General features: G+C 69.5%; 12 protein-coding genes and 3 tRNA genes. 7 read left to right on the forward strand and 8 right to left on the reverse strand.

Translation table 11 applies throughout. The annotated features are described in order from the left end of the window. Positions 1-24 precede the first annotated feature (24 nt). Entirely contained in the window at positions 25-1,068 is a 1,044-nt protein-coding gene (locus tag AB0H56_RS01800) for an aldo/keto reductase (RefSeq protein WP_357156136.1), read from the forward strand. Between the two features lies 1 nt (position 1,069). Here the strand turns inward: AB0H56_RS01800 and AB0H56_RS01805 are convergent, their stop codons facing one another. From AB0H56_RS01805 to AB0H56_RS01820, 4 genes are all read right to left on the reverse strand, one after another. Then, on the reverse strand, positions 1,070-5,494 hold the full coding sequence (locus AB0H56_RS01805; RefSeq protein ID WP_357156137.1) for a molybdopterin-dependent oxidoreductase: 4,425 nt from the start codon (positions 5,492-5,494) through the stop codon (positions 1,070-1,072). Positions 5,495-5,680: 186 nt separating this feature from the next. Further along, complete coding sequence (locus AB0H56_RS01810; RefSeq protein ID WP_280216902.1) at positions 5,681-6,394, reverse strand: demethylmenaquinone methyltransferase; 714 nt, start codon at positions 6,392-6,394, stop codon at positions 5,681-5,683. A 33-nt stretch (positions 6,395-6,427) separates the two neighbouring features. Then, positions 6,428-7,570 (reverse strand): glycosyltransferase family 1 protein, encoded by a 1,143-nt coding sequence (locus AB0H56_RS01815; RefSeq protein ID WP_357156139.1) that lies wholly within the window; start codon positions 7,568-7,570, stop codon positions 6,428-6,430. Positions 7,571-7,642: 72 nt separating this feature from the next. Continuing rightward, positions 7,643-8,044, reverse strand: coding sequence for a DUF3592 domain-containing protein (locus AB0H56_RS01820; protein ID WP_357157805.1), 402 nt, complete (start codon positions 8,042-8,044; stop codon positions 7,643-7,645). A gap of 63 nt (positions 8,045-8,107) precedes the next feature. Here AB0H56_RS01820 and AB0H56_RS01825 point away from each other — a divergent pair, with 63 nt between their 5' ends. Then, entirely contained in the window at positions 8,108-8,605 is a 498-nt protein-coding gene (locus AB0H56_RS01825; RefSeq protein WP_110039234.1) for a DUF2505 domain-containing protein, read from the forward strand. 36 nt (positions 8,606-8,641) lie between these two features. Here AB0H56_RS01825 and AB0H56_RS01830 read toward each other — a convergent pair whose 3' ends face one another. From AB0H56_RS01830 to AB0H56_RS01840, 3 genes are all read right to left on the reverse strand, one after another. Beyond that, the gene (locus tag AB0H56_RS01830; RefSeq protein ID WP_357156141.1) at positions 8,642-9,058 is read right to left on the reverse strand and encodes a VOC family protein; all 417 of its coding nucleotides are present in this window, start codon (positions 9,056-9,058) and stop codon (positions 8,642-8,644) included. A gap of 9 nt (positions 9,059-9,067) precedes the next feature. Next, positions 9,068-9,529, reverse strand: coding sequence for an AraC family transcriptional regulator (locus AB0H56_RS01835; RefSeq protein WP_357156142.1), 462 nt, complete (start codon positions 9,527-9,529; stop codon positions 9,068-9,070). Positions 9,530-9,670: 141 nt separating this feature from the next. Further along, complete coding sequence (locus tag AB0H56_RS01840) at positions 9,671-10,936, reverse strand: geranylgeranyl reductase family protein (protein WP_357156144.1); 1,266 nt, start codon at positions 10,934-10,936, stop codon at positions 9,671-9,673. 145 nt (positions 10,937-11,081) lie between these two features. Here AB0H56_RS01840 and AB0H56_RS01845 point away from each other — a divergent pair, with 145 nt between their 5' ends. Together AB0H56_RS01845 and htpX are read left to right on the forward strand one after the other, a co-directional pair. Continuing rightward, on the forward strand, positions 11,082-12,104 hold the full coding sequence (locus AB0H56_RS01845; protein WP_357156145.1) for a polyprenyl synthetase family protein: 1,023 nt from the start codon (positions 11,082-11,084) through the stop codon (positions 12,102-12,104). A 37-nt stretch (positions 12,105-12,141) separates the two neighbouring features. Continuing rightward, positions 12,142-13,005 (forward strand): zinc metalloprotease HtpX, encoded by an 864-nt coding sequence (gene htpX / locus AB0H56_RS01850; protein ID WP_357156147.1) that lies wholly within the window; start codon positions 12,142-12,144, stop codon positions 13,003-13,005. A gap of 16 nt (positions 13,006-13,021) precedes the next feature. On the opposite strand, the gene AB0H56_RS01855 is transcribed toward htpX, so the two are convergent. Then, positions 13,022-13,513 carry a YajQ family cyclic di-GMP-binding protein gene (locus tag AB0H56_RS01855; RefSeq protein WP_110039237.1) on the reverse strand — a complete coding sequence of 164 codons (492 nt, stop codon included), beginning with the start codon at positions 13,511-13,513 and terminating at the stop codon, positions 13,022-13,024. Positions 13,514-13,689: 176 nt separating this feature from the next. Between AB0H56_RS01855 and AB0H56_RS01860 the strand changes: the two genes are divergently transcribed. The 3 genes from AB0H56_RS01860 to AB0H56_RS01870 all read left to right on the forward strand — a co-directional run bounded on the left by AB0H56_RS01860 (position 13,690) and on the right by AB0H56_RS01870 (position 14,201). Next, a tRNA-Tyr gene (locus tag AB0H56_RS01860) sits at positions 13,690-13,772 on the forward strand. A 218-nt stretch (positions 13,773-13,990) separates the two neighbouring features. Next, a tRNA-Thr gene (locus AB0H56_RS01865) sits at positions 13,991-14,063 on the forward strand. 62 nt (positions 14,064-14,125) lie between these two features. Beyond that, a tRNA-Met gene (locus tag AB0H56_RS01870) sits at positions 14,126-14,201 on the forward strand. Positions 14,202-14,214 lie beyond the last annotated feature (13 nt).

Here is a 14,214-nt window from a genome sequence, read left to right on the forward strand (position 1 = left end):
ACTATAGACCCTTTAGGAGTTCTCATGGAGTACCGGCGGCTCGGCGCATCGGGTCTGCACGTTCCCGCACTCGGTTTCGGCGCGGGTACCTTCGGCGGGCGCGGCGCCCTCTTCAGCGCCTGGGGCGATACCGATGCGGCACAGGCCAGGCGCCTGGTCGACATCAGCCTGGAAGCGGGGGTCACCCTGTTCGACACCGCGGATGTGTATTCCGACGGCGCCTCGGAAGAGGTGCTCGGCGCGGCGATCAAGGGCAGGCGCGACCAGGTGCTGCTGTCGACCAAGTCCGCACTGCCCACCGGACCCGGCCCGCACGAGGCCGGTGCCAGTCGCGCCCGCCTGATCCGCGCGGTCGACGCGTCGTTGCGGCGGCTGGGCACCGACTATCTCGATCTGTTCCAGTTACACGCGTTCGACGCGGGCACCCCGCTGGCCGAAACCCTCACGGCGCTGGACGATCTCGTGCGCGCGGGCAAGATCCGCTACCTCGGGGTCTCCAACTTCGCCGGGTGGGAATTGATGAAGACGCTGGCCACGGCCGAGGAACTGGGACTGGAAAGGCCGGTCGCCCACCAGGTCTACTACTCGCTCGTCGGGCGCGACTACGAGTGGGAGTTGATGCCGCTCGGCACGGATCAGGGCGTGGGCGCCGTGGTCTGGAGCCCGCTCGGCTGGGGCAGGCTCACCGGCAAAGTCCGTCGCGGGCAGCCCCTTCCGGTGGGCAGCAGGCTGCACGAGACCGCGCAGGCCGGTCCGCCAGTCGACGACGAACGCCTCTACGACATCGTCGACGTGCTCGACCGGATCGCCGCGGAGACCGGGCGCAGTGTCCCGCAGATCGCCCTCAACTGGCTGCTCACCAGGCCCACGGTCGCGTCCGTGCTGATCGGTGCCCGCAACGAGGAGCAGTTGCGGCAGAACCTCGGAGCCGTCGGCTGGCAGCTCGAGCCGGAGCATCGCGCCGCCCTCGACGCGGCCAGTGCGACGACCCCGCCGTACCCGTACTACCCGTACCACCGCCTGCCCGACTTCACCCGGCTGAATCCGCCCGCGATTCAGGCCGCCTGAATCAGTACACGTCGCGCACGTACCGTTTGTCGGCGACGAGCTGCTTCTTGAAGGCCAGAGCCCCGGCCTCGTCCAGCTTCCCGTGGATCTGGGCGATCCGGAGCAGGGTGTCGTCGACGTCCTTCGCCATTCGTGCCGCGTCGCCGCAGACGTAGAAGTGGGCGCCGTCGCGCAGCCACGCCCACAGCTCGGCGCCGTGCTCGATCATCCGGTGCTGCACGTAGATCCGCTCACGCTGGTCACGGGAGAAGGCGAGGTCGAGGCGGGTGAGGAAGCCCGAGCGGAACATGTCCTCGAGCTCGGTGCGGTAGTAGAAGTTCTGGGTGGCGTGCTGGTCGCCGAAGAACAGCCAATTGCGTCCGGTCGCGCCGACAGCCCGGCGTTCGTGCAGGAACCCACGGAAGGGAGCGATACCGGTACCGGGACCGACCATGATCATCGGCGTGTTCGGGTCGAGCGGTGGTCGGAAATGCGGTGCCCGCTGCAAGAAGATCGGCACTTCGGTGCCCGCCCGGTCGGCCAGGAAGGTCGAGCACACGCCGCCGCGGCGGGCGGTGTCGCCGGTCGGTTCGCCGTAGCGGACCACGCCGACGGTCAGCTGCACCTCGTCCGGGTCGGTCAGCGGGCTGGAGGAGATCGAATACTGGCGCGGCTGCAGCTTTTTCAGGATGCCGAGCCAATCGACCAGATCGGTGCGCACCGGGAAGTCGCGCAGCACGTCGACGACCTGGCGATCCCAGAGATAGCCGGCGAGCTCGTTGCGGTTGTCGCGGCGCAGCAGCTTGGCCAGCTGCGGATGGGGATTGCGCTCGGCGATGAAGCCGAGCAGATCCTGGCTGACCTTGGTGATGTCGTAGTGCGTGCGCAGCGCCTCGGCCAGGGGCAGGTCGCGGTCGTCGAGTTCGACCACGCGGCGTCCCTCCAAGCCGGTCGCGGCGAGCCACTCCTCGACCAGGTCGGGGCAGTTCTCGGGCAGGATGCCGAGCGAGTCACCCACCTCGTAGCTCGCTTCGAGTTCGCGCAGATCGAACCCGAAGCGGCGCACCTCTTTCGGCGAACCCGGTGCGCTCAGGACATCGTTGCGCACGAGCGTCGCCCGGACCGGGGCCTGCCGGGTGAACGGCTGCGGGGCGCCACGCTGTACGCGGCCGGGAGAGGCGGTGGGCACGCGCTGCAGAGTGGTCGCGCCTCCTCGCGCTGCCGCCGGGCCCGGGGAGCCGCCCGCCCACCGTGCGGCCGGGGTGGTGGCGCCACCCCGTACTGCCGCCGAGTCCGGGGCGCCACTCGGCCAGGGTGTGCCGGCCGGCGGCGTGGTGTGTGGCCTGCCTGGGTCGGTCGCCCCGATGGGCCCAGGACCTGTCGGCAGCTGGGACGAGGCCGGGTGGGACGGCGGGGTCCATGCTCCGTCGGCCGGTGCGTTCGTCGATGGCTGTGGAAGACCGTCCTTCGGTGCCGAACCGGTCTGCGCCGGGGCGCCGGGGCCCGGCGTGGCCTGGCTGCTCGGCTCCTGCTCGCTCAGCACGGTGAGTACGTCGTCGAGCCACTGGTCGGCGGCGTCGGCGAAGTCGGGTTCGCAGTCGACGCGGGGGAGCAGGCGGTGCGCGCCGTGCTCGGCGAACAAGCGGTCGAGGGTGCGGCCGTGGCCGCAGAAGTCGTCGTAGGAGGAGTCGCCGAGCGCGAACACCGCGTAGCGGACGGTGGGGAACCGGGCGGCGCTGTCGGCCAGGCGGGTGGCGAAGTCGGCGCCGTTGTCGGGCGGCCCGCCGTCGCCGAAGGTGCTGGTGACGAGGAGGACGTCGCCGGCGAGGGCGGACAGGTCGCAGGAGTCCATGTCCAGCAGGGAAGGGAGGAAGCCGGCCTCGGCCAGCCGGGCCGCGACGGTGGCCGCGAGTTCCTCGGCATTGCCGGTCTGGGAGGCCCACAGCACCGTCACCGGCGGCGCGGGCGGCGTGTCCGCGGCGGCGGGCTCGGCGACGAATCCGGTGGCACGCGAATACATTCCGGCCAGCAGCCCGTCGACCCACAGGCGGGCCTGGGTGGACAGTGGTGCGGTGGCGGGCAGCACCGGCTGCCCGGTCACGGGCAGCGACTGGAGCGCGGCGAGATAGCCGCCCAGGTAGATGCGTTCGGATTCGGCGAGCGTCGGGGAGGCGGCCGCGTCCAGGCCGAGGATCCCGGCCAGCGGGTGCGCGCCCACCGCGACGGGGTGCGCCGGTGCCTGTTCGGGGGTGGGCGCGGGCCCGACCCGGCGCAGCGCCACAGCGCAGGCCTTGAACTCCGGTTGCAGCGAGTGCGGGTCGACGGCGTCGTTGGTCACGGCGTTGATGGTCAGATACTCACCCTGTTCGTCGTTCCAGTGGAAAGGAGCGAAGCAATCGCCGGGTCGCACCCGGTCGCTGATCTGGACCGGCAGCACGGCTCGGCCACGGCGCGAGGCGATCTCGAGTTGATCGCCCTGGCGCAGTTCCAGACGTCGCGCGTCCTCGGGGTGCACCTCGACGAACGGCGCGCCGTTCAGCTTGGTCAGCTTGGCGACCTTGCCGGTCTTGGTCATGGTGTGCCACTGATGTTGCAGGCGGCCGGTATTGAGCAGGAACGGATAGTCGTCGTCGGGGAGTTCGGCGGCGGGCAGGTGCGGGCGGGCGAAGAACACCGCGCGCCTGCTGGGGGTGGCGAACGCCAGCCGCGGCGTGCTGCCGTCGGCGTCGACGTGCAGCGGCTGGTGGACGCCGTCGTTGAGGTAGCGGATCGGGTTGCGCGGTGTGGCGCCGTCGCGGCAGGGCCACTGCATCGGGCCTTCGCGCAGCCGGTCGTAGGTCATGCCGCTGAGGTCGTAGCCGGTCGCGGGATTGGTGAACCGGGTGATCTCGGCGAAAACCTCGGCGCTGGAGGCGAAGTCGAAGCCGGGGAAGCCCATGGCCGTGGCGACCTGGGCGATCAGCAGCCAGTCCGGGCGCGCGTCGCCGACCGGATCGACCGACTGCCGCAGCAGCGTGACGTTGCGCTCCGAGTTCACCATCACCGCGTCGGCCTCGGCCCAGAGCGTGGCGGGCAGCAGCAGATCGGCGTAGGTGTTGGTGGCGGTCTCGCCGTAGGCGTCCTGAACGACCACCAGTTCGGCGGCCTCCAGCCCCGCGATCACCGTCTTGCGATTGGCCACGGTGGCAACGGGATTGGTGCAGATGATCCACGCGGCCTTGATCGCGCCGTCGGCGAGACCGCGGAACATCTCGATGGTGCCCGGTCCGGCCTCGGTGCGCAGGGTGCCCTCGGGCAGGCCCCACGCGGTTTCGACGAAGGAGCGGTCGGCGGGGGAGAGGAGGCTGCGCTGGCCGGGCAGGCCGGGGCCCATGTAGCCCATCTCGCGCCCGCCCATGGCGTTGGGCTGGCCGGTCAGTGAGAACGGGCCGCTGCCGGGGCGGCAGATCGCGCCCGTCGCCAGGTGCAGGTTGATCAGCGCGTTGGTGTTCCAGGTGCCGTGCGTGGACTGGTTGAGCCCCATCGTCCACAGCGACATCCATTCGCCCGCCTCGGCGATCATGCGCGCCGCGGTGCGGATGTCCGCCTCGGCCAGCCCGGTGATCTGGGCGACCCGGTCGGGCGGATAGTCGGCGAGGAACGCGGGCATGGCGTCCCAGCCCTCGGTGTGTTCGGCGATGAAGGCGGGGTCGATCGCGTCCTCGGCGACGAGCAGGTGCAGCAGGCCGTTGAGCAGCGCCAGGTCGGTGCCGGGCGCGATCTGCAGGAACAGGTCGGCGCGGGCCGCGGTCTCGGTGCGCCGCGGGTCGACCACGATGAGCTTGGCGCCGGCCTTGAGGCGCTCGGCCATCCGCAGGTGCAGGATCGGATGGCAGTCGGCCATGTTCGCGCCGGAGACGAAGAACAGGTCGGCGTGCTCGAAGTCGTCGTAGGAGCCGGGCGGGCCGTCGGCGCCGAGCGACTGCTTGTAGCCGGTGCCCGCGCTGGCCATGCACAGCCGCGAGTTGGCCTCGATGTGCTTGGTCCGCAGGTAGCCCTTGGCCAGCTTGGTGGCCAGGTACTGGGCCTCGAGCGACATCTGCCCGGAGACATAGAGGGCGATCGCGTCGGGGCCGTGCTCGTCGAGGATCGCGCGCAACCGCGCGGCGGTCTCGTGCACGGCCTCGTCGACGGGCAGCGGCACGGGCACCTGCCCGCGTTCGGGCCGGTGGTAGGCGGTGTCCATCCGGCCGGGGGCGGCCATCATCTCCGCGTGGGTGGCGCCCTTGGTGCACAGTCTGCCCGCGTTCGCCGGATGCAGCTTGTCCCCGCTGACCTTGGCGATCACCCGGGCATCCGACTGATCAGTCTTGGTCTGGACGTTGATGCCGCAACCGACGCCGCAATACGAGCACTGCGTGCGCACAGTGCCTGAGTCGCGGAAGTCAGCTGTCATGCCACCGATCATCCGCACCCGGCGTTGCGCTCGATTTACCGAACGTTATGTCCAGGTGACAATCGACCTCACCTGTCAGAATTTCCGCGGTGAGGTGAGGCGCAGAATATCTGCCCTGATCAGGGCGCATTCCGCGCCGGAGAACCGGCGCGCGCCGCAGGCGGGGTGACCGTTCTCACCCCGCTCCCCGAGGCGGGGTCAGCCCAGTTTGTAGCCGCGGTGCAGGGCCACCACGCCACCGGTGAGGTCGCGCCACTGCACCGAGTCCCACCCGGCGTCGGCGATCCGCCGGGCCAGCCTGCGCTGGTTCGGCCACGCGCGGATCGATTCCGCCAGGTACACGTAGGCGTCGGGGTTCGAGCTCACCGCTCGCGCCACCTTCGGCAGCGCCTTCATGAGGTACTCCATGTAGACGGTGCGGAAGGGGCCGAACACGGGCGTGGAGAACTCGCAGACCACCACGCGGCCACCCGGCTTGGTGACCCGCAGCATCTCGCGCAGGGCCACATCGATGTCGGCGACATTGCGCAGCCCGAAGGAGATGGTCACCGCGTCGAAGGAGTTGTCGGCGAAGGGCAGGGCCATGGCATCGCCGGCCACCATCGGCACCTGCCGGAACCGGCCTGCCGAGAGCATGCCCTGAGAGAAATCGGCGGCTACGCACCAGGCGCCCGACTTGCCGAGTTCGACGGTCGAGACCCCGGTACCCGCGGCCAGGTCGAGGACCCGTTCGCCGGGGCGCAGGGCGAGCGCGCGCCGCGTCGCCCACCGCCAGTACCGATCCTGGCCACCGGAGATGACCGTGTTGGTGAGGTCGTAGCGCTTCGCCACACCGTCGAACATCGACGCGACCTCGTGGGGTTGCTTGTCCAGCGAAGCCCGAATCGGTTCACGCTGCTCTGTTGTCGCCACGAATCGAGCTTATCCGTCGGTGGGCGCGGCCCTCTAGGCTGAGCGCCGCAACTGCTCGCGCATGCCGGTGACGTCGCCGTAGTGCGTCATCAACTCGGTGCAGATCGCGGGCCAGGTGCGGTGCAGCACCGACTTGCGGGCCGCCGCCGCGAACCGGGCCCGCTGGCCCGCGTCCCGCAGCGCCGACACCGCGCTCGGCAGCAACTCGGCGAACCGGTCGACCGGGAGCAGATAGCCGTTGCGGCAGTGCGCGATCAGATCCCGCGGCCCGCCCGCGTCCGGTCCGATCACGGGCACGCCCGAGGACAGCGCCTCCTGCACGCCCTGGCAGAAGGTCTCGTGCTCGCCGGGATGCACCATCACGTCCAGGCTCGCGTAGTGCGTGGCCAGCTCGCCGCCACCCAGCTCGCCGGTGAACACCGCGTCGGGCATCAGCCTGCTCAGCCGCGCCCGTTCGGGACCGTCGCCCACCACGACCAGCTGGATCGACGGGTCACCGGCCAGCGCGGCCAGCCGCTCGACGTGCTTCTCCGGCGCGAGCCTGCCGACGAACCCGACGACGAGCTTGTCGCCGGAACCCAGCCAGCGCGCGCGCAACTCGTCGCTGCGGGCGCCGGGGTTGAACCGGTCGATGTCGACGCCGCGGCCCCAGCGGTGCACGCGCGGAATGCCGTGGTCGGCCAGGTCCTGCGCGGCCGCCGAGGACGGCGCGAGGGTGCGGGTCGCGCCCTCGTGGATGCGGCGGGTCCAGGCCCACGCCGCCCGCGTGGCCAGCCCGAGCCCATAACTCTTGGCGAATCCCGCCACGTCGGTCTGATAGACCGCGATCGAGGGCAGGTCGAGCCGGGTGGCCGCGGCCAGGCCGCCCGCGCCGAGCAGGAACGGCGAGGCCAGATGCACCACATCAGGATCGAAGGCGGCGATCGCGGCGGTGATGCCCGGCTGGGGCAGCCCGACGGGCAGCGAACTGACCTTGGGCACCATCATCGCGGGCACCCGGTGCACCGGGAATCTGCCGTGGAAACGCGGAGCCGGTGGCACACCGCGCAGGGTGTCGGGCGCCACGATCATCGCGTCGTGCCCGTGCTGATCCAGGTGATCCAGCACCCGCAGCACGGAGTTGACGACGCCGTTCATGTTCGGCAGAAAGGACTCCGCCACGATGGCTACGCGCACGATTCCAGGGTGACCGCCACACCGCGCGACACCCCCACACCGACGTGAAGCCGGGACGAACAGCAGGAGAAGTTACGCCTCGCGCTGCTTGCGCCGGATCAGCCACAGCACCGGCAGGGCCAGCGCCCACGTCACCACGATCACCGAGGCGGCGGGGATGACAGCCACCTGCGCGTCGCGCCCGGCGACCCGGACCAGATCGGGATCGCGGGTGCTGTATTCCACGTTGATCCGCTGACCGGCGGTCAGATTGGTCGGGTACAGGATGCCGACCTTCGGATTGTGCGTCACGCCGTCGGGCGTCACATACATGACGGCCGAACGCAGCCGTCCCGCGGAGAGCACCTCGCCGGAGGTGACACCGCGATGGTGCTCGATCTCGTAGTCGTTGCGCCAGGCCGCGAGCACCAGCAACACCATCAGCACGCTGATCACGGTGGCGATGCCCAGCACCGAGGTGCGCGCCCGTCGCAGGCGCTTGGATCGCCGATCCGACAGGCTCACTTCCGACACCCGGCACACAGTACCGTTGCGCGCATGTCCCGAAAATTCAGCTTCACCGTGCCCTACGCCGTCCCGGTCGAAGATCTTCACCGGGCACTCGTCGACGATGCGGTCTGGCAGGAGCGCTTCGCCGGCGCCGAGACCGCGACCCTCGAACTCTCCCATCCGGACGGGCCGGGTTCGATTCGCCTCCATATGACTGAAAAGCCCGGCCAGGACAAGGTTCCCGGCCTGGTGCGCAAAGTGCTCAAGAGCGATCTGGTGCTCTCGCGCACCGACAACTGGCAGCCGCTGACCGGTGAGGTCGCCAAGGGCAGCTTCACCGGCCACACCGGCGGCATCAACACCGAGATGTCGGGCACCTATGAACTGCGCCCGACCGCCGAGGGCAGCGAGATCGAGGTCGTCGGCACCGTCACCGTGAAGGTGCCGCTGGTCGGCGGGGCGATCGAGCCGCTCGCCGAGCAGCTGCATCAGCGGGTGCTCAACAGCGAACGCAAGTTCATCGAAGGCTGGTTCGCCAAGCTGTAGGCGCCGACGGTGCCGCCGCGTCCGGGCGGCACCGTCTCATTCGCGCGGCTCGACCAGGACCAGCCAGTTGCCGGAGTTGTCGCGGATGACGGCCTCGGTGCCGTACGGGCGCTCGGACGGCGGCTGGATGAACTCGACACCCTTCGCGGTGAGCTCCTCGTAGCTCTTCTGGCAGTCGGCGGTCCGCAGGCCGAGGGCGCCGTGGGTACCGGAGGCCAGGGAGCGGCGGACGGCGTCGGCCATGTCGTCGGTCAGCGGCGGTCCTGGCACCATCAGGGTGACCTCGAGTTCGCGATGATCGGGGTGCGCGACGGTGACCCAGCGGAAGCCGTTGTCGCCCATGCTCACATCCGCGGTCTCCACGAAACCGAGCTTGTCGATGTACCACTGCTTGGCGGCGTCCTGATCGGTGACGTACACGGTGACCAGGGAAACGTTCGTGATCGTTGTCATGATCCGAGGCTATGACCTCGGATCCTCGCCGGGCTTCTCCGAAATTGCGGTGTCGGGCCGCACCCGGTCCGAGAGCCCGTGCATGAAGACGTAGCAGCCGGGAATGTGTGGTGCCCCGTCGGCGAATCTGGCCTGGTATTCGCTCGGCGCGACCCCGACGAGCTGCCGGAACTTGGCGCTGAACGAGCCGAGACTCGAATAGCCGACCATCATGCACACCTCGGTCACCGTGAGGTTGGTGGCCCGTAGCAGGTCCTGGGCCCGTTCTATCCGGCGTTCGGCCAGATACACCGCCGGGGTGCGGCCGTAGACGGCGGCGAAGGCGCGCAGGAAGTGGTACTTGGAAACTCCTGCGGCACCGGCCAATTCGTCGAGATCGAGCGGTTCGGCGTACTTGCGGTCGATCAGATCGCGGGCCGTGCGCAGATGCGGCAGCAAGGCCAGCACCGGACGGCGGGCCGGGCCGCTCACGACGGCACCTCGGCCGTGCCCGGTGGTGCGGCGCGGTGTCTCCGGCCGGCTCGCCGCGGCTCGCTCACGGCCGTGACCCGGCGCCGAGCGGTCCACCCGTTCGTACGGTTGCTCCGAGCGCGTGATCGGCGAGCATGCGCGTCAGCTGAACGGCGGTCGTTCGTCGCCGCGCAGCGAGGCCCGTCCCGCCGCTCGCCAGGCGCGCGCGGTGAAGTCGAGATCCTCGTCGGTCACCAGGTTGCCCATCACCCGAACCGCGGTGCGCTGCAGGTACTTCGACCGCATGACCGGCGGCCCGCCCAGGGGAACCATCTTCGGATGGGTGGCCAGTCCGGCGATGCGGCGGGCCACCGAGAACGTGCGGCCGTACCGCGCGCGCAGCAGCTCCGGCCACACCCTGCTCAGATCCGGTTCGTCGAGCAGGCCGGACAGCATGTGCCCGCCCTCGAGCCCGTAGTCGATGCCCTCACCGTTGAGCGGGTTCACGCATCCCGCGGCGTCGCCGACCAGCACCCAGTTCGGCCCGGCCACACCGGAGACCGCGCCGCCCATCGGCAGCAACGCCGAGGCCACCGCGCGCAGTTCGCCCTCCAGCTGCCATTCCTCGCGGCGCAGGTGGGTGTAGTGCTCGAGCAGTGGCTTGAGCGCGATATGGGAGGGCCGCGCCTCGGTCGCCAGTGAGCCGACGCCGATGTTCACCTCTCCGTTGCCGAGCGGGAAGATCCAGCCGTAGCCGGGCACCAGGGCGTTCTCGGCGTTGCGCAGCTCCAGGTGCGAGGAGATCCACTGGTCGTCGCTGCGCCCCGACTTGATGTAGGCGCGCGCGGCGGTGCCGTAGGCGTAGCGGCGATGCCAGGTGCGGCCGAGCTGCTTGCCGACGGGGGAGCGCACCCCGTCGGCCACCACGAGCGTCCGGCAGCGAACCGTGTGCGTATCCGCGCCGATGCGCACCGACACGCCGGTGACCCGCTCACCGTCGCGCAGCACCTCGGTGACCTTGGCGCCGTCGACCATCCGCGCCCCGGATTTCACCGCGGTCTCGCGCAGCTTGTCGTCGAGTTCGGTTCGGGGGACGGCGCTTCCGTAGGTGGGGAACGACCCGCCCGGCCAGGGAAGCAGCGCCTCGCGCCCGAATCCGGCCATCCGCAGGCCGTGGTTCACGGTGTGCGCCCGCACCCATTCGCCGAGGCCGAGATTCTCCAGTTCGGCGGTGGCACGCGGGGTGAGCCCGTCGCCACAGGTCTTGTCCCGCGGGAACACGGCGGAATCGAGCAGCAGCACATCGCGTCCGGCGCGCGCGGCCCAGGCCGCCGACGCCGAACCGGCCGGCCCGGCCCCGACGACCAGCACCTCGACGGCGCTGGGCAGGACGGCTTGTTCTGCGGGGGCGGAATCCGGTGAACCCATGGCTCAATACTGGCACCCCCGGCCGCTGTGCGAGAGTGTCGGGTACACCGGGAATAGTCACTGTGTGACCGTGTTCATCGGCCCTTGCGCCAGAACACGCTAGGTTGCTACCCGTCGGGGTCGGACGCATCGCTGGGAGAAGATAATGAGCACATCGGCTGTGAGCGACGAGAGCACCGTGGTCGCCGGGGTGGACCTCGTCGATCCCGAACTCGCCGCCACCGTGCGCGACGGCCTGGCCGCGGTCGAGCAGTTGCTCGTCGACGAACTCTCCGACGGCGAGGAATTCCTGCAGGAAGCGGCGCTGCACCTGGCCCGCGCGGGCGGCAAGCGTTTCCGTCCGCTGTTCACCGTGCTGACCGGGCAGCTCGGCCCCAATCCCACCGATCCCGCGCTGGTCACCGCGGGCACCGTGGTGGAACTGGTGCACCTGGCCACCCTGTACCACGACGACGTCATGGACGAGGCCACCCAGCGCCGCGGCGCGGAGAGCGTCAACTCGCGCTGGGGCAACAACATCGCCATCCTGGCAGGCGACTATCTGTTCGCCCACGCCTCCCGGCTCACCTCGACGCTCGGACCCGACGCGGTCCGCATCATCGCCGAGACCTTCGCCGAGCTGGTCACCGGGCAGATGCGGGAAACCATGGGCGCCAAGCAGTCCCAGGACCCGGTGGAGCACTACCTGCGCGTCGTCTGGGAGAAGACGGGCTCGCTGATCGCGGCGGCGGGCCGCTTCGGCGGCACCTTCTCCGGCGCGGGCCCCGAGCACGTCGAGCGGCTGGCGCGCCTCGGCGACGCGGTGGGCACCGCCTTCCAGATCTCCGACGACATCATCGACATCTCGTCCTCGGCCGAACAGTCGGGCAAGACCCCGGGCACCGACCTGCGCGAGGGCGTGCACACCCTGCCGGTCCTCTACGCCCTGCGCGAGTCGGGCGCCGACGGCGACCGCCTGCGCACCCTGCTGGCGAACCCGCTGGAGGCCGACGCCGAGGTGGCGGAGGCGCTGGAGCTGCTGCGCCGTTCTCCCGGCATGGCCAAGGCCAAGGAGAAGCTGCAGGAGTACGCCGACCTGGCCGACGCCGAGCTGGCGGCCCTGCCCGCGGGCCCGGCCAACGACGCCCTCACCCGGCTGGTGAGATACACCATCGAACGGGTCGGCTGACCAGGAACTATTGCCGGGTCAGGCACGTTTTCTCAACATGCCCAATGGGATCAAGACCTTCGGATTGATGGTCGGGCTGTCGGCGTTGATCGTCGCCATCGGGGCGATGTTCCGCAGCCCGGCCATCCTCGTCATCTCGATCGTGCTGGCCGTCGGGATGAACGCGTACGCCTACTTCAACAGCGACAAGCTGGCGTTGAAGGCGATGCACGCGCAACCTGTCAGCGAGCTCGAGGCGCCGGTCATCTACCGGATCGTGCGGGAGCTGGCGACCACGGCCCGCCAGCCCATGCCGCGGCTCTACATCAGCCCGACCAACGCTCCCAACGCGTTCGCGACCGGCCGCAATCCCCGGCACGCGGCCGTCTGCTGTACCAGCGGCATCCTGCAGTTGCTCGACGAGCGGGAGTTGCGCGCGGTGCTGGGCCACGAGCTCTCGCACGTCTACAACCGTGACATCCTGATCTCGTCGGTCGCGGGCGCGATGGCCTCGATCATCACCGGCCTGGCCAACATGGCCTTCTTCGCGAGCTCGTTCGGCAGCAGGGACGGCAACGGTCCGAACGTCATCGGGGTGCTGCTCGTCTCGCTGCTCGGGCCGATCGCGGCGGGCCTGATCAAGATGGCGGTCTCGCGTTCGCGGGAGTACCAGGCCGATCAGTCCGGCGCCGAACTCACCGGCGACCCGCTGGCCCTGGCCTCGGCGCTGCGCAAGATCGAGCGCGGGGTGCAGGTGGCGCCGCTGCCGCCGGATCCCAAGCTCACCAGCGAATCGCACCTGATGATCGCCAACCCGTTCCGCGCGGGCGACCGCATCGCCCGCTGGTACTCCACGCACCCGCCGATGGACGAGCGCATCAAGCGGCTGGAGGAGATGGCGGGCGGCACCCACCGGCACTGAGCGCCGCCGAGCCGACCTACCTGTAGTTCACGAACTGCAGGGCGATGCCGAAGTCCTCGCCCTTGAGCAGGCTGATCACGGCCTGCAGGTCGTCGCGCTTCTTGCTGCTGACCCGCAGCTCCTCGCCCTGGATCTGGGCCTTCACGCCCTTGGGGCCCTCGTCGCGGATCTTCTTGGAGATCTTCTTCGCCTTCTCGGCGTCGATGCCCTGCACCAGCGTGCCGGTGATCTTGAACACCTTGCCGGAGGCCTGCGGCTCGCCCGCGTCGAACGCCTTGAGCGAGATGTCGCGGCGGATCAGCTTCTCCTTGAACACGTCGAGCGCGGCCTTGACCCGCTCCTCGGCGTTGGCGGTGAGCACGATGGCTTCCTCGCCCGACCACGCGATGGCCGCGTCGGTGCCCTTGAAGTCGTAGCGGGAGTTCAGCTCCTTCTCCGCCTGGTGCAGCGCGTTGTCGACCTCCTGCCGATCGACCTTGCTCACCACGTCGAATGACGAATCAGCCACACTGCGCTCCTGTCCATGAAGTCCGGCAAACTCCGGGGCCGGCGGTCTACCGGCCACCGAGACAGTTGTACCCGCACCGGTGCAGCACCACTGCTCGCAGGGGTGCTGTGCAGGCAGTTTGCATTGCCGGGGTGGGTTCGTTGTAAGCTTCTCAGCGCACCGGAGACGGCGCACAAGGCAGATTGCCCGAGCGGCCAATGGGAGCAGACTGTAAATCTGTCGGCGAGAGCCTACGTAGGTTCGAATCCTACATCTGCCACATCGAACCCCGTCGATCATTCGATCGGCGGGGTTCTTTGGTTCCCGGGCACCTGCCTGCCCGCTGGTGCGGGACAAGGCGCTGAAAACCGCCCAAAAACCCACTCTGAACAGGCGATTTGGTGCTCTCGTCGGAGGGTGTGTAATCTCTTTCAGGACGCCGGAGCACGGGGTCGCTCTGATCGGCCCGCCGATCAAGACCTTGTGCCACGTAGTCATGCCCCCTTAGCTCAGTCGGCAGAGCGTTTCCATGGTAAGGAAAAGGTCAACGGTTCGATTCCGTTAGGGGGCTCGCCGGATTGCCGGTGTGGTGACCGACTTTCCCGCCGGCATCCACCGTAATAGGTCCGCCGTGGCGGTGTAGCTCAGTCGGTAGAGCAAACGACTCATAATCGTTGTGTCGCCGGTTCAAGTCCGGCCATCGCTACCAATAACGACTCAGC

This window comes from Nocardia sp. NPDC050717, assembly GCF_040654275.1.
Classification (GTDB): Bacteria; Actinomycetota; Actinomycetes; order Mycobacteriales; family Mycobacteriaceae; genus Nocardia.